The sequence below is a fragment of the Amnibacterium kyonggiense genome, assembly GCF_004364555.1.
GTDB classification, from domain to species: Bacteria; Actinomycetota; Actinomycetes; order Actinomycetales; family Microbacteriaceae; genus Amnibacterium; species Amnibacterium kyonggiense.
This window is the reverse complement of sequence record NZ_SOAM01000001.1, coordinates 517,442-531,194: the sequence shown is the minus strand read 5'-3', so window position 1 is coordinate 531,194 and position 13,753 is coordinate 517,442. Positions and strand designations below refer to the sequence as shown.

13 protein-coding genes and 3 tRNA genes are annotated in these 13,753 nt (G+C 70.9%); 8 read left to right on the top strand and 8 right to left on the bottom strand.

Going from position 1 to position 13,753, the window contains the following annotated elements; translation table 11 throughout:
- Positions 1-6: 6 nt before the first annotated feature.
- Together CLV52_RS02795 and CLV52_RS18815 are read right to left on the bottom strand one after the other, a co-directional pair.
- The gene (locus CLV52_RS02795; protein WP_133764641.1) at positions 7-1,410 is read right to left on the bottom strand and encodes a C40 family peptidase; all 1,404 of its coding nucleotides are present in this window, start codon (positions 1,408-1,410) and stop codon (positions 7-9) included.
- Positions 1,400-2,617, bottom strand: a complete 1,218-nt coding sequence (locus CLV52_RS18815; protein WP_133764639.1) for a M23 family metallopeptidase — start codon at positions 2,615-2,617, stop codon at positions 1,400-1,402. Before CLV52_RS18815 ends, CLV52_RS02795 begins: the two co-directional genes overlap by 11 nt.
- 332 nt (positions 2,618-2,949) lie before the next feature.
- Between CLV52_RS18815 and CLV52_RS02785 the strand changes: the two genes are divergently transcribed.
- The 3 genes from CLV52_RS02785 (at position 2,950) to CLV52_RS02775 (ending at position 3,231) form a co-directional block, all read left to right on the top strand.
- Positions 2,950-3,022, top strand: a tRNA-Glu gene (locus CLV52_RS02785).
- A gap of 31 nt (positions 3,023-3,053) precedes the next feature.
- Positions 3,054-3,127: transfer RNA gene (locus CLV52_RS02780), tRNA-Asp, on the top strand.
- Positions 3,128-3,155: 28 nt separating this feature from the next.
- A tRNA-Phe gene (locus CLV52_RS02775) sits at positions 3,156-3,231 on the top strand.
- A gap of 137 nt (positions 3,232-3,368) precedes the next feature.
- Here CLV52_RS02775 and CLV52_RS02770 read toward each other — a convergent pair.
- From CLV52_RS02770 to CLV52_RS02755, 4 genes are all read right to left on the bottom strand, one after another.
- Positions 3,369-4,532: a site-specific integrase gene (locus CLV52_RS02770; protein ID WP_133765807.1), complete on the bottom strand. Its 1,164-nt coding sequence runs from the start codon at positions 4,530-4,532 to the stop codon at positions 3,369-3,371.
- Between the two features lie 14 nt (positions 4,533-4,546).
- Positions 4,547-5,404, bottom strand: a complete 858-nt coding sequence (locus tag CLV52_RS02765) for a hypothetical protein (RefSeq protein WP_133764637.1) — start codon at positions 5,402-5,404, stop codon at positions 4,547-4,549.
- A 785-nt stretch (positions 5,405-6,189) separates the two neighbouring features.
- On the bottom strand, positions 6,190-6,957 hold the full coding sequence (locus tag CLV52_RS02760) for a response regulator transcription factor (RefSeq protein WP_133764635.1): 768 nt from the start codon (positions 6,955-6,957) through the stop codon (positions 6,190-6,192).
- Complete coding sequence (locus tag CLV52_RS02755) at positions 6,954-8,228, bottom strand: GAF domain-containing sensor histidine kinase (RefSeq protein WP_133764633.1); 1,275 nt, start codon at positions 8,226-8,228, stop codon at positions 6,954-6,956. The genes CLV52_RS02760 and CLV52_RS02755 overlap by 4 nt, the downstream gene beginning before the upstream one ends.
- A 190-nt stretch (positions 8,229-8,418) precedes the next feature.
- Between CLV52_RS02755 and CLV52_RS02750 the strand changes: the two genes are divergently transcribed.
- From CLV52_RS02750 to CLV52_RS02730, 5 genes are all read left to right on the top strand, one after another.
- Complete coding sequence (locus tag CLV52_RS02750) at positions 8,419-9,540, top strand: universal stress protein (RefSeq protein ID WP_162850686.1); 1,122 nt, start codon at positions 8,419-8,421, stop codon at positions 9,538-9,540.
- Positions 9,541-9,650: 110 nt separating this feature from the next.
- Positions 9,651-10,490, top strand: a complete 840-nt coding sequence (locus CLV52_RS02745; RefSeq protein WP_133764629.1) for an alpha/beta fold hydrolase — start codon at positions 9,651-9,653, stop codon at positions 10,488-10,490.
- Positions 10,490-10,777 carry a hypothetical protein gene (locus tag CLV52_RS02740; RefSeq protein WP_133764627.1) on the top strand — a complete coding sequence of 96 codons (288 nt, stop codon included), beginning with the start codon at positions 10,490-10,492 and terminating at the stop codon, positions 10,775-10,777. The genes CLV52_RS02745 and CLV52_RS02740 overlap by 1 nt, the downstream gene beginning before the upstream one ends.
- A 392-nt stretch (positions 10,778-11,169) precedes the next feature.
- On the top strand, positions 11,170-11,634 hold the full coding sequence (locus CLV52_RS02735) for a hypothetical protein (protein WP_133764625.1): 465 nt from the start codon (positions 11,170-11,172) through the stop codon (positions 11,632-11,634).
- A gap of 127 nt (positions 11,635-11,761) precedes the next feature.
- On the top strand, positions 11,762-12,337 hold the full coding sequence (locus CLV52_RS02730; RefSeq protein ID WP_133764623.1) for a hypothetical protein: 576 nt from the start codon (positions 11,762-11,764) through the stop codon (positions 12,335-12,337).
- A 558-nt stretch (positions 12,338-12,895) separates the two neighbouring features.
- On the opposite strand, the gene CLV52_RS18270 is transcribed toward CLV52_RS02730, so the two are convergent.
- On the bottom strand, positions 12,896-13,051 hold the full coding sequence (locus CLV52_RS18270; protein ID WP_162850685.1) for a hypothetical protein: 156 nt from the start codon (positions 13,049-13,051) through the stop codon (positions 12,896-12,898).
- Positions 13,052-13,223: 172 nt separating this feature from the next.
- Positions 13,224-13,385, bottom strand: a complete 162-nt coding sequence (locus tag CLV52_RS18265; protein WP_162850684.1) for a hypothetical protein — start codon at positions 13,383-13,385, stop codon at positions 13,224-13,226.
- Between the last annotated feature and the right edge of the window lie 368 nt (positions 13,386-13,753).

Genomic DNA, 13,753 nt, shown 5'->3' with positions numbered 1-13,753 from the left:
CGGAGGTCAGCTCGCGGCTGCGGTCGGGCGGGCGACCTGGCCGACGCGGTCGACCGACCGGACCGGCACCTCTCGGACGGGGACGCCCGCGTAGGGCGCCTCGATCATCATCCCGCTGCCCGAGTAGATGGCGACGTGGTACATGTCGCCGCCGCCGTCCGTGTAGAAGATCAGGTCCCCCACCCGCACCTGCGAGTACGGCACCAGCTGTCCCTGCGAGCGCGCGAGGTCGTACTGCGCGGTCGCCGAGTGGCCGCCGATCCCGATGCCGACCGTCGCGTAGGCCATCATCGTGAGCCCGGAGCAGTCCCAGCTGTTCGGCCCCGCGCCCGCGAACCGGTAGGGGTCGCCGATCTGGTCGCGCGCGAACGCGACGGCGCTCGCCGCCTGGGCGGAGTTCGGCTCACCCGCGGATGACGGCGGCGGGGTGCGCACCGGGGCGGGAGGGACCGGATCGGGCGTCGCGGGCGTCCCCGTGGACGGCGCCGGAGCCGGGGCGCCGGACCCCGAGCCGGACGACCCGCTCGACCCGCCGGAGCTCCCCGACGAGCCCGACCCCGGGTCGGACCCGGAGCCCGAGCCGCCTCCCGAGCCGGACGACACCGGTTCGGCGACGGATCCGCCTCCCCCGCTCCCCTGCTGGGCCTGCTGCTCGGCGCGGACGCCCGCGGCGTACTGGGCCGCGAGTCGGGTCGAGGTGCCGCGCAGCTCGGCGAGCTGCGCGACGAGGCGGTCGGCGTGCCGCTGCTCGGCCGCGACCGCGGTCGCCGCGTCGGCGACGGCCCGCTGCGCGACGTCGAGGGCGGCCCGCGCGGCGGCGGCCCGCTCGGCGAGCGCGTCGGCCGCGGCGTCGGCCTTCGCCCCGAGCGAGGTCGCCTCGTTCTCGTCGACGAGGGCGGCCCGGGTGATCGCCTGCGTCTGCGCGGACAGCTGCGTCACGGTCGCGAGGCGCTGGAGGAAGTCGTCGGCGTGCCCGCCGTCGAGCATGAGCTGGAGCTCGCCGCCCCCTCCGCGGGCGACGGAGGCCGCGAGCAGGCCCGCGCGCATCCGCGAGACGCGGGCAGCGGCGGCCGCACGATCCGCCTGTACGGCGAGCGCGGCGTGCTGCTCTCGGGCGGCGTCCTCCGCCAGCTGCGCGCGGTGGTACCGCTCGGCGGCGATCGACGCGGTGCGCCCGGCGGCGTCCGACGCGTCCTGGAGGTCCCCGAGGAGCGTCGTGATGCGGGCGCCCTCCGCCTCCGCGGCGGCCTTGTCGGCCTTCGCGCGCTGCACCTCCGCCCAGCTCGGGTAGCCCGGGTCGTCCGCGAGCGCCGGCGGCGCGACGAAGGTCGCCGCGACGGCGCCGAGGGTCACCGCCCCGACGACGCCGAACGCGCCGTCCCGCCGGCGGCGCGGCTCCTCAGGAGCCAAGGACGATCCCCCGCGCCGCCATGAACGGCTGCGCGTTCACGGCGACCTCGTTCAGCCGCACCTCGAAGTGGAGGTGCGGGCCGGTCGCCGCACCGGTCTGCCCGACGGAGGCGATGTTCTGCCCGGCGCTCACGCGCTGGCCGACGCGGACGAAGATGCCGCCCGGGCGGATGTGGGCGTACCCGGTCTGGATCCCGTCCCCGTCGTTGATCTCGATCCAGTAGCCGTAGGTGCCGAACCAGCCCGCGTACACGACGGTGCCCGCGTGCGCGGCGTAGATCGGGCTGCCGTAGGGCACGCCGATGTCGGTGCCTCGGTGGAAGAAGTTCGCGCCGGCCGGCTGGTCGGGTCGCGGTCCGAAGACGCCGGTGATCGGCCCGGCGCCGGCCGGGTTCGCCCAGCCCGCGCCGTTCACGGATCCGCCGGCGCCGGCCGCCTGCGCCGCTTTGGCCGCGGCCACGCCCGCCTGGTAGCGGCGCGCGACCGACTCGGAGGTCGCCTGCAGGGCGTTCAGCCGCGCCTGCAGCTCGACCTGCTGCGCCTGCTCCTGCTGCACCTTCTCGTTCGCGGCGGCGCTCGCCTGGACGGCGGCCTGGAACGCGAGCCGCGCCTGCTCCTTCAGCCCGACGAGCTCGGTCTTGACCTGCTGCATCTGCTTCTGGGTGGCCTCGGCGGCGTTCTTCGACGCGGCCGCGTCCTCCGCGATCGTCGAGTTCGTCTCGGTGAGCTTCGAGAGGCTGCCGAGCTTGCTGAGGAAGTCGTTCGCGCTGGAGTCGGTGCCGGAGAGCAGGAGGGTGGTCTCGAGGTCCGCCCCGCCGGTGCGGGAGAGCTGCGCGGCGAGCTGCCCCGCACGCTGCTTCGCGTCGGCGGCCCGCTTCTCGTCGGCCTCGACCTGCTTCTCGATGGTCTGCAGTCGCTCGTTGGAGGCGTCGACCCGCGCCTGGGCCGTCTGGTAGAGCGTGCCCTTCTGCTCGGCGACCTTCTGCGCCGCATCCGCTGCCGCCTGCGACTGCGCGAGGAGGCCCTTGAGCCTCGCGATCTCCTTCGCCTTCTCCTTGACGTTCGACCTCGCCTTGAGGACGTCCTTCCAGGAGGGGTAGGACGCGGCCTCCGCGGAGAGCGGCGCGGCGACGAGCCCGGCGACGCCGGCGGCGCCGAGCGCGACGAGGCCGCCGCGGAGGAGGAGTCGGCGGGACGGATCGACCACAGACACCTCCCGCGAGTAGGCCACGGCGAGCGGGTACCGCGGCGATCCGCCACGCTAACCCGGTGCCCGCGCTTCCCCGGGCAGGATCGCCGCGTGGCGCCGAGCACACCGTTCGGACCCCGTGAGCCCTCCGGGAGCGAGTTCCCCGGGCCGAATGCACCCTCCGGCTCCTCGGCGGGCGTGATCCGACAATCCGGGCGTGCGGCTACGCCCGGCTCGTCGGATCACGCCCCCCGTGTCCCTGCCCGAACGGGGCACGGCCGGTCCCGTTTCGACTTCCTCTCCTGATCGCGTATGCTCGTCCCCCGGTGAGCCCGGCGACGGGGGACTCCGGCCCCATCGTTTAGCGGCCTAGGACACCGCCCTTTCACGGCGGCAGCACGGGTTCGAATCCCGTTGGGGTCACGATCCCGACGGGTTGGATTCACCACAGCAAGGCCCTGTAGCGCAGTTGGTTAGCGTGCCGCCCTGTCACGGCGGAGGTCGCGGGTTCAAGTCCCGTCAGGGTCGCGAAGGTGCGGCGAGAGCCGCACCCTTCGGCTCTGTAGCTCAGTTGGTAGAGCGTTCGACTGAAAATCGAAAGGTCACCGGATCGACGCCGGTCGGAGCCACCACTGAAACCCCCGGTCAGCCGGGGGTTTTCTTTTTCCTACAGTACCCGAGAACGGCACGGAGACTGCTCGTGGCCACAATTTGGCCACATCTGAACGAGCGCTTCTGCGATCGGACGCGATCTGCTGAGCAGCGCTGCTCAGTCGAAGAGGGTCGCCGCCGTCGGCGTGGCCACACCGTGGCCATGCGTCCGTGGCCGCGATCGCACCTCGGGCGAGGCAGCCTCCCTGGCACCGCGGTCGAGCGCGTCGGCGACGGAGTCGAGGTCGTCGTCGAACAGGTCTGCGTAGACGTCGAGGGTCATCGCGGCGGAGGCATGCCCGAGCATGCGTTGAACGGCCTTCACGTTCGCGCCAGCACTGATCGCGAGGCTGGCGGCAGTGTGACGAAGATCGTGCATCGTGATGTCCGGGAACTCGGAATCCCGGGCACGGAGCCGCTTGATCGCCGGTTCGAAGTGGCGCGGACGGAAGTTCGTTCCGCGGAGCACACCACCGTCGGCCCCGGTGAAGACGAAGTCGTCCTTGGCCTTGCCGGCACACCGCACCCGCAACGGCTCGAGCAGAAGGGCTGGGAAGGGTACCGACCGGCGTTCGTGCGTCTTCGGGGTGCCCCAGACCAGCTGCCCGCGCGGTTCCGACACAGCATCGGCCACTTCGATCCGCCGACGGACCATGTCGACGCGGTCGACCCGGAGCGCGGCCATCTCGCCCCACCGGAGGCCGGTGTAGGCGAGGAACAGCGCGACGTCACCATTGCCGCCCAGCTCCGCGACGAGGGCCGCGACCTGCTCATGAGCGAGATAGCCGCGTCGCTTCTTGACGAGCCGGGGGAGCCGAATGTCCGCACAGGGGTTGCGGGCGAGACGTCCGTCACGGATGGCGAACTTCATCACGCCGGACAGCGCGAGGTGGGTCTGCCTGACCGCGGACGGCCCGAGCGTCGTCGAGAGGCCGGTCACCCACTTCTGCACTTCGGCGTGCGAGACGTCGACGAGCCGCGTTTTCCCCCAGCGCGGCACGACGTGCTTCTCGAGGGCATGCCGATAACCGGAGAGCGTCGTCGGCTTCAGCTGCACCTGAGCGTCAAGCCACTCCTGCGCCCACTCCCCCACCGTGATCCTCGAGCGCGACGCATCGACCCACTCGCCGCGCATCTTGGCGACCTCGACGCTCGCGAGGTAGTCCTCGGCTTCGCGTTTCGTCCGGAAGCCCCGCTTCTGGGTATCGCGCCGATCAGGTGTCCGGTACCGCACCCGGTAGCGCTTCCCTGCCGAGGTCGCGTAACTCTCCACCGAACCCATCGGGGCGGCCAGTTTCAGAATCGCGCTCGATCGGCTGCTGGTTGCAACCAATCGGGAAGGGTTCCACCGGCCCAGAGGCCTGCTCGGTCGTAGACCTCGTGGACCTGGATGCGGGGAGCGATGTCGCGGCCGGCAGGAAGGGTGAGGAGGGCTTCGCGGACTGTTCTGGCGGACTCCGCATTGCAGAGATAGGTGATGACGTTCCCGTCGCCGTAGTCGAGGCGGCGGCGGTAGGCGGCGAAGATCGACGCGTACCGCGGCATCCGCTTCCCGGTCAGTTCCACCTCGATCAACTCCACCCATTGCGGCGCGAGCGCGATCCCGTCTGCCTGATGCCCACCGACAAGGGTTGGTTTCTCGTCTCGTTGCCACGCGTAGCCGGCCGCGGCGTACCGGGCGGACGCCGCTGACACCGCGACCTCGTGCCGGGTCGTCTGCCGGTAGAGGTTCGGCTTGCCCATCCCGGTCCCGGCGTAGGTCGCCCACACCAGGGATCCGCCGGCACCGCCGAGCTGCGCCCTCTCGACCAGCCCAGCGGCTTCCATGCGCGCACACCAGGCCTGCGCCCTCCGAACCGACACCGGTGTGGGCCGCCGGTTCAGCGCTCCGAGCACCCACCGCACGGACTGCACGTTCGCGATCCGCACGATCTGAAACCACGTCATCATCCGCTCGTCCCGCGGCATCACCCACACGGTCCGCTCGTCCTGGTCGAACGTCCGCACCATCGCGCTCACCGCTGCCCTCTCCGACCGGTCCCCATCCGCTCCCCGAACGAGAACACCGCCCACCGACAGCACCACCTCCGCGTCTCCCCCGCCACCGTCCGTCAGCTCAGATGACGCTTTGACCGATCCGTCCCCGAACTCCACTCTTGACCTCTCCTCTCCCTCCCCTCGCCCTTGTCTGCTCTCCTCTTGCCCTGTCCTGGCCTGCCACCTGCACTCCCGAACCACCCTTACTCAGCAATGCTTTTCTGCTGAGTGAGGGTGGTTCGGGAGCCGCATCGCGGAGGTGGCAGGCCAGGACAGGGCAAGACGTCCGAAACCCGTCGCGCACCCCAGCACCGTCGACGACGGCCTCGACGACGGGGGCTGCGAGGGGTCTTCGATCGCGCTGATGCTGATTTCGACGCGCGCGACAGGGTCGAAGGTCCAGTCGACACTGACTCCCGGAGAGCAGGCAGGCGGCTTCCACCGAGCCGCCGTACGTTCGGGGCCCTGCTCTGGACCCCGGCCGACTGTTCATCAGCGACGGTAAAAAGGGGCAACGAGTGGAACACCTCCAAACGGCGTCGGTGACGCCATCGCTTCTCGGACGCGACCGAGGTCGCACGCCGGCTCGCCGATGCTGAGCCGGGGCATCTGCCCGCGAGGGAACTGCGCGGCCGGCGCGTTCCCCGTGTACGACGACCTTGCCTACGCGTCCGGGCGTCACGTCTGGATCTGTGACGACGGCCATCAGACGCCGGCTCGGGGACTGCGCGACGGGCTGACCTCTGATGCGTGCGTTCGTCGGTCTGCCGGAGCGGGTGACATAGAATTCTCCGACCGGATTGAGGCCGCACCACCGTCGAGGAGTTGGACCGTCCGAGCTCTGAGGACGCGGCGAGGGCAACTGCGTCGCCGTCATCTACCGGCCGACGGGTCTGTCACCCCTACGACGATTCGGTGGAGCCTCCCGATCGGCGAGGTACTTCACCGTGGGACCTGCCGGGTCCGGACCGCCCGGCGAGCCGAGCGGGTTCGATGGTTCCTCGTTCGAAGTCTCGATCGCCCGAACCGTGCCAGGCAGAGCCGACCCGCAGCACGGCCGCCTGGGTGCGACTGTGCAGGCCGAGCTTCGTGAGGACGCTGGAGACGTAGTTCTTCACCGTCTTCTCGGCGAGGAAGAGCCGGGAAGCGATCTGCCGGTTCGTCAGACCGTCAGCGATGAGTGTCAGCACCTGCCGCTCCCGCTCACTGAGCGCGAGCAGCTGGTCTTCGTGTCCCCTGGCGGCGTGCAGGTCCCGGGTCGCGCGGGCGATGACGTCCGCGTCGAGCAGCGACGCCCCGTCCGTCACGAGACGGATCCCATCGATGAGCCGGTCTCCCGTCACGTCTTTCCGAAAGAAGCCTGCGGCGCCCGCGACGACGGCGGCGAGGACGGCGTCGCTGTCGTCGAAGGCGGTCAGGATGATCGACCGGGTCGCAGCACCCGTGGACGCGATCGCGCGGCACACGTCGATGCCGCTGCCGTCGGGAAGCCGCAGGTCGAGCAGGACGACATCCGGAGCCAGGGCCGGGATGCGCCGGACCGCCTGAGCGGCGGTCGCCGCTTCGCCGACGACGTCGATGTCTCCCGCGGTGGCGAGGAATGCCGTGATCCCGCGCCGCACGAGTTCGTGATCATCGACCAGGAAGACGCGGATCGGGTGCGAGGTCACGTCAGCTCCGCCCGTGTCGGCAGCGGCACACGCCACACCACGGCGGTGCCCGGGCAGTCGAAGGTGATGGAGAAGTCGCCTTCCCGAGCGCGCGCACGCTCTGCGAGATTGTCGAGTCCGCTGCGAGGCGGTCGACCCGGCATGCCGACCCCGTCGTCCCACACCTCGACCTCGACGCTGCCGTCGATCACTCGGATCGCCGCGGTGACGTGATGCGCAGACGCGTGCTTCGCCACGTTCGTCAGCGACTCTCGGACGACCGCGAGGACGTCCTCGGCGAGCGGGCCCGGTTCGACCAGCTCGATCGGGCCGTCGAAGCCGACCCGCGGGGGCGCTCCGAAGGAGTGCTCCACGCCTCGGACCATTTCGAGTACGCGGGCGCGCAGCGATGCACCGTCCGGGTCCGGTGAGAGGGCGAGCACGACTGTGCGGATCTGCCCGATCGCGCCGTCGACGAGGTGCAGCGCGCGGGTGAGTCCGTCGGGCACGCTGCCGGCCGCGAGTCCGGCAGCCGTCGCTCGGAGTTCGAGGCCCGCCGCGTAGAGCTGTTGGATCGCGGTGTCGTGCAGATCGCGGGCGATGCGGGCTCGCTCTTCCAGCAGTGCTCCTCGCTCCCGGCCGATCCGGGCTTCGGCGAGCTCGATCGCCACGGTCGCGTGGTCGACGAACAGGGCGAGCTGCTCGAGGTCCGACTCCTCGAAGGCGGGACGACCGTGTGTCCGGGTGACGAGGAACGCACCGACGACCCGATCGGCGCTCTGCATCGGCACCGTCATGGCCGGACCTCGGAGCTCTTCCAGGATCCCGGCGCCCTGCCCGAGCGGCCCCTGTGGGAGGAGGCGAGGGTGGCCGCCGCGGAAGACCCCGCCGGAGGGGGTGTCGGTCAGCGGCACCGCATCGCCGGCGACGAAGGGGTTCGTGGTGCCGGTAGCGGCCACGACAATGAGAGCAGCCGGATCGCCGAGTGCGCGGACGACGGTCACGGTGTCTGCTCCGGCGACCGCTCTGACCGCCGATGCCAGGACGAGCAGTGGTCGCGTCTCGATCCCGCGCAGCAGCGTCGATGTCGTGGCGATGGCGGCGTCTGACCAGCGATCCCGGCGTTCGGCGAGCAGCGTCTGCCGCTCGTGCTCGACCCGGAGAGCGGTGAGCGCGAGCGACTGCTCGCGGTGCGATGCCGTATCCGGCGGCGACTCGGATCGTATGGGCCCCGCGCGATGGGCGGGCGGCTGCTTCCGCCTGCTGCCTCGACCGGTATCGATGCCGACCACCCGTCCGCGTGCGTCGTCAGAACCGTCCGGCGATCGGGCGTCCGGCGGAGTGTAAGCCTCTGTGCCGAGATCACGGATGCGTCAGGCGGGTACTGCGCCTCTACCGGCCAGGGGCGGAACCGAGCGACAGTGGTCGACGCAGTGCGGAGCGCCGACCACCCAGCACGGCCGCGCACTCGGGGGCCTGCTCATGTCGAACACGATCGCGGTCGGAATCGCGCAGCCGACGGACAGTCGGGATGCGCTCGAGTGGGCGATGCGCCGCGCGATCCGGAGCTCGGCGGAGGTGGTGCTCATCCACGTCGCGGACCCGCGCGATGCAACGGCCACCCCAGGGCCATGGGCGCCGTCGCTGGCGCAGGAGCTGCACCGAGCGGAGGCGATGGAACCGGACTCACAGGTGCGGGTCCGAGCCCTGCGGGGCAGTGTCATGTGGCAGCTCGTCGCCGCGTCGGACGACTTCGACCTCGTCGTGGTGGGCACGCACAAGACAGGCTTCATCCACGGCTCGATCTTCGGATCGACGACCTTGGCCCTCGCCGCGAGCTCCGCGTGCCCGGTGGTCGTCGTCCCCGCCCCGACCATCGCGGACCCGCTCGGTGTCGTCGTCGGCGGCGACGGGTCGCTCGCCGGACGAGCGGCGCTCGAATTCGCAGCCGACGAAGCCGCGGCGACCGGGCAACCGCTGGTGATCGTCCGTGCAGATCCGATCGATGGTCCGACCGGCCCCGTCGATCCGCTCCTCGGCGTGCTCGGCGCCGCCGCACGCGCACGGCACCCCGGGATCGACATGCGTGAGCACTCGCGCCACGGCCCGGTCGCCGAGGTGCTGATCGCGGCCTCAGGCGGCGCGCAGTTGCTCGTACTCGGCGACTCGAGAACCGACTCGAGCACTCCGCCTGCCCTCGGCGCGGTCTGCCACGACGCCTTGGTCAACATCCGGGTCCCTACTGCGATCGTGCACGCCGCCGACAGCACCGCGACCGACGGCGGCCGCCGGAAGGAGGCGTGGTTGCGTTCAGCACGCGCAGCGAACGCCGGGGCGAAGGGCTCGTCGTCCGGATCGGCCGACAGGACAGGCCCTTCTGCTCTATCGGTCGTCGTGGCGCGGCCGGACCATGAGGACGGGGATCGCACGGCTCGGACTCGTCCGCATCGTGTGCGCCCGGGTGCGGAGCAACGGCGCTCTCGCGCCCTCGACCACCGACGTGGAAGGGGATGGGCGATGGGCTACGACCCGAACGTGTCCCTGATCCCGTGTCGTCACCCCGCGACTCTTCTTCCGCGTCGGTATCGGATCGCTTGCAGGTGACAGCCCAGCACAGAGCCGACGAGCGATCGCCGGGTCGAGCGCCCGGACCCGAGAGCCCCGGCCACGGCATCGCCTCAGCCGGGAATCCACACCCCCTCGAGGAGCACGAAATGCCCGCAACGACCGATGTCGTCTTCATCCACGGCCTCTGGATCCACGCAGCCGCGTGGCAGCCGTGGATGGACCTGTTCGCCTCGCGCGGCTATACCCCGATCGCCCCCGGCTGGCCCGGAGACGGGGACACGGTCGCCGCGACCCGCGCGGACCCTGCGGCGATGAACGGCATCGGCATCGCGGACATCTGCCGCCACTACATCGACCTGATCGCCCGCCTGGGCATCAGACCGGTGGTCGTCGGCCACTCCTTCGGCGGCCTGATCGCCCAGGAGCTGCTCGCGCTCGATCTCGTGTCCGCAGCCGTGGCGATCGATCCCGCGCCGATCCGGGGAGTCACGGCCCTGCCGTTCGCGCAGCTCCGGTCGGGATTCCCGGTCCTCGGCCACCCTGCACTCCGGAAGAAGACGGTCGCGCTGACGGCGAAGCAGTTCCGGTACGGCTTCGGCAACACCCTGCCGGCCGAGGAGTCCGACGCACTGTTCGACTCCTGGAGCATCCCCGGTCCGGGCCGGCCGCTGTTCGAGGACGCCGCCGCGAACTTCAGCCGGCATTCCGCTGCTGCGGTCGACACGCACTCCGCGGTCCGCGGGCCGCTGCTGCTGACCTCCGGCACCGAGGATCACACCGTCCCGAAGGTCGTGACGCTGCAGGTCGCGAAGCTGTACGCCGACAACAGCGCGTCGACCACGGAGTACCACGAGTTCGAGGGCCGCGGGCATTCGCTGACGATCGACCACGGTTGGGAGCACGTCGCCGACGACGTGCTCGGATGGCTCGCGCAGCACGGCCTCGCACCGGACTCGGTTCGAGCCGGCGATCGGGGCGCCGACTGATGGTCCAGCGCTTCACGGCGACGTCGCCCAGCGACCCGGCCGAGCAGACGAGCCTTGAGGTCCGCCGGCCCGCGTGGGAGGGCATCGAGGCACGGGAGTACGTCCTGATGAACCACCGCTTCCTCACCGGGCTCCCGCTCGTCCAAGCCGTCGCGGTGATCAAAGCCGCGGGGTTCGCGCACGTGGTCCTGTGGTCTCGCGCCGATGTCCCTCCGACCAAGCAGCGATACCGCGTCGCGCTGCTCGCCGACCGGTACGGGCACGTCGATCAGGTCGGTGCGTTTTGACCGGCGGACTCGGTGGACGAGCACCCGCGCCTCGCCTCTGGCGTGGCACAGCCGAGAACCAATCGGCATCGTCGACGGGGCCGGCGCCGTCTCGAACGCTCAGCCGCCCCTTCCCGCGCCCGGCAAAGACACGGAACGAGGTGAGTCGATGAAATTCTCCGTCCCGGCAGGCAACGCCCTGGTCTTCATCGACGCGGACGGCGGTCTCCTCGAGACGCCCTTGCTCCACTCCGTCGATCGTGATGTCACCAGCGGGCCCGATGCGCCCGCCGCTTCGGTCTGACCGTGGCGATGAACAGCATCTCGCGTCGCCGATCCACCGCTCCGCGGGGCCGTGGACCACATCCCCGCTCCCTGTGCAGCCGCACATCCCCTCCCGCTACCGTCCGGAAATGAGCGACACCGTGAAGCAGTCCGAGTACACCCCGAGCGCTCACCCCGACCTGCAGTTGACCGGGATCCTGACGACCGCGCTGCCGATGTCCCTCGGCACCAAGGACGCACCCGAGCGTTACACCGTTCCGGCCATCTTCAGCAGACGCCCACTGCCGCGGGAGGTAGTTCTCATCGAGGGTTCCGCCACCCACGGTCGACTGTCGGCCGCCGGGTTCGAGCACGTCGCGTTGAAGGTCGTCGACCGCCGCCTCGAGATCGAGCACACCTCCCTCGCTGAACTGAAGTCCGGACTCGCGGCCCAGGTCGCCGCTGTCCTGCACGAGGCGTCCGAGCTGGTCGCGGAGCAGGACGACATCCGGATGGCGGACTTGCAGGCGTTCACCGATCGAGAGACCGAGCGGTACGCCCTCGTGGTGGCAGCCTCGTCCGAGATCGACTTCGTCCGGCCTTCGTCCTCCTGAACCGAGCCTCAGCTCGTCGTCGAACCGTCTCGGAGGACTGGCTTCTCCGGACGGTTCGGGGTGAGAGAGGCGGTTCCGCCACACAGCACGTCTCCGGGGACTCGACCTCGTCAGGAGCAGAACGGCCATGGGCCTACACCCGAGCAGCGAACCCGCCCTCCCTCCGGAATCCGTCGTCGACCTGGAGTGGGACGACTTCGAGATCCTCCCCGCCCCGGGCAGCGAGGAGGTCGCCAGCGGCTGGACCGGGCTCAACCAGGCCATCGGGATCGTGTCCGCCCAACGCCACAGCTCCATCGCGGTCGCCACCGCGGCGTTGACCTCGCGCGCCCATGCTGAACACCGATCCCTCGCGGCGCTGGTGCTCGATGTCCTCACGGGAAGGGCCTCGTTCGATGAGGCGAGCAGGACGAACTCGGGCAAGCAGGACCGCGTCGAGCAGTGGTACGGGGAGAACCACCGCAGCGGCCCCCGCTCCGAATCCGATGAGCCGATCGACGCGGACCGCTGGCTGTACGTCCATCGCGACGAGGTCGTGGGGGCGTCGCTCGCGGCCGCGATCTCAGTCATCGAGCAGTCCGGCTTGCAGGCGCACGTCTCCCAGGCCGACGAGGACGACTACGGTTCCTCCGCCTCGGACGCCGGCCGCATCTCCCTCGTCGTCGGGCACGACGGGAACGTCCGGGCGGCACGCTGGGGCTGACGCCGCGTCTTGAGGCCAGATCGGACGCTGCTGCCGTGGCGATCTCCCTCCTCCGGCGGACTCTGGCCGGATGAGGTGTTGGCCCGCGACGGGCCTGCGATCACCCGCACCTCGAACGCGAGCTCCCGCGACCAGGCGCACCACTTCCCGGCGTGTCGCGACCCGTCGCCGTGGCCACATTCTGGCCACATCTGAGCGAGATTCAGCGCGAACCCAAGCGATCCAGATGAGCGCAGATCCCTGTCATTCCGCGGATCGCGGGCGTTCTGTCCCTTCGATCTGACCCCTCAAAGAGGACTGAAAATCGAAAGGTCACCGGATCGACGCCGGTCGGAGCCACCACTGAAACCCCCGGGAGACCGGGGGTTTTCTGCTTCCCGCGCTCGAGGGGCGAGTCCGCGACGGACTCCGAACGCTCCCGCGGGACGCGATGACGCGCTGCCGGCCGGCGCTCGTCGCCGAGTCGCAGCCAGTACGTCGTCCCGTCCCGCGCGGCTCGCTCCCCGGCCTGACGGCAGTCGCCGGCGTGCCGATCGGCCGACCGGAGCGGGCTCCGGCCTAGTCGTCGCGCGAGGCGCCGACGACCTTCGGGCCGTAGTGACCTCCCGCGCACGTCCAGATCGGGGCGCCGTGCTCGACGTCCAGCAGATCGCCGAGCGTGACCGGTTCGTCGCACCCGTCCGTCGGGCATCGGCCGACCTGCAGTGATGACATCGCGGCTCCTCGGATCGAGACGTCCGAGTCGCTCCACGCGGCGCCGCGACGGCACGCGAAGGAACGCGGGTGAGCCCGCAGCATGACGGCCGAACATGCGTGCCGGCGCACCGCCGACCGAGCAGGTCCTGGACTCTCGGAGTCCGAGGGATCCTGATCGGTCGACGACGCGTCAGCCGGACGGGTTCTCGACGGGCGCGCCGTCCGGCTGCTCGCCGGTGTGAGGGTCGGCGGTGCGGGGGTCGGTCGGGTCGGGCCGCGGGTCGCTGCCGAGCGGGCCGTCCTCCGGTCGCCGCGCCGAGGCCGTTCCGCGAAGAGCAGCGCGAGCGCTCATGATGCGGACCCGCCGCCGGACGCGATGTCGCTCTGCTCCCCGTCCGCCTGCGGTCCTGCACCGCTCGGTAGCGAATCCGGCGACGTCGCCTCCGCGTCGTCGGGCTTCTCGGACGTGGTTCCTGGATCGTTCGTCGACATCGGGCGAGCCTGTGTCCTCGACCTGCGCAGGGCTTGACCAGCGACGGCCGACTCCCTGGCCGAACAGGGATCCGCGGGTCAGCGGGAACCGCCGCTGCGATGAACGGGGTCGTGAGCAGCAGGGACTCCTCCGCGACGAGCACGAAGCTGAACAGGGCGACGCTCGGATCCGCGGCCGGGGTACGGGCGCGCGTGTACCGATGCGGTGTCGCGGCGAGCACCTCGAGC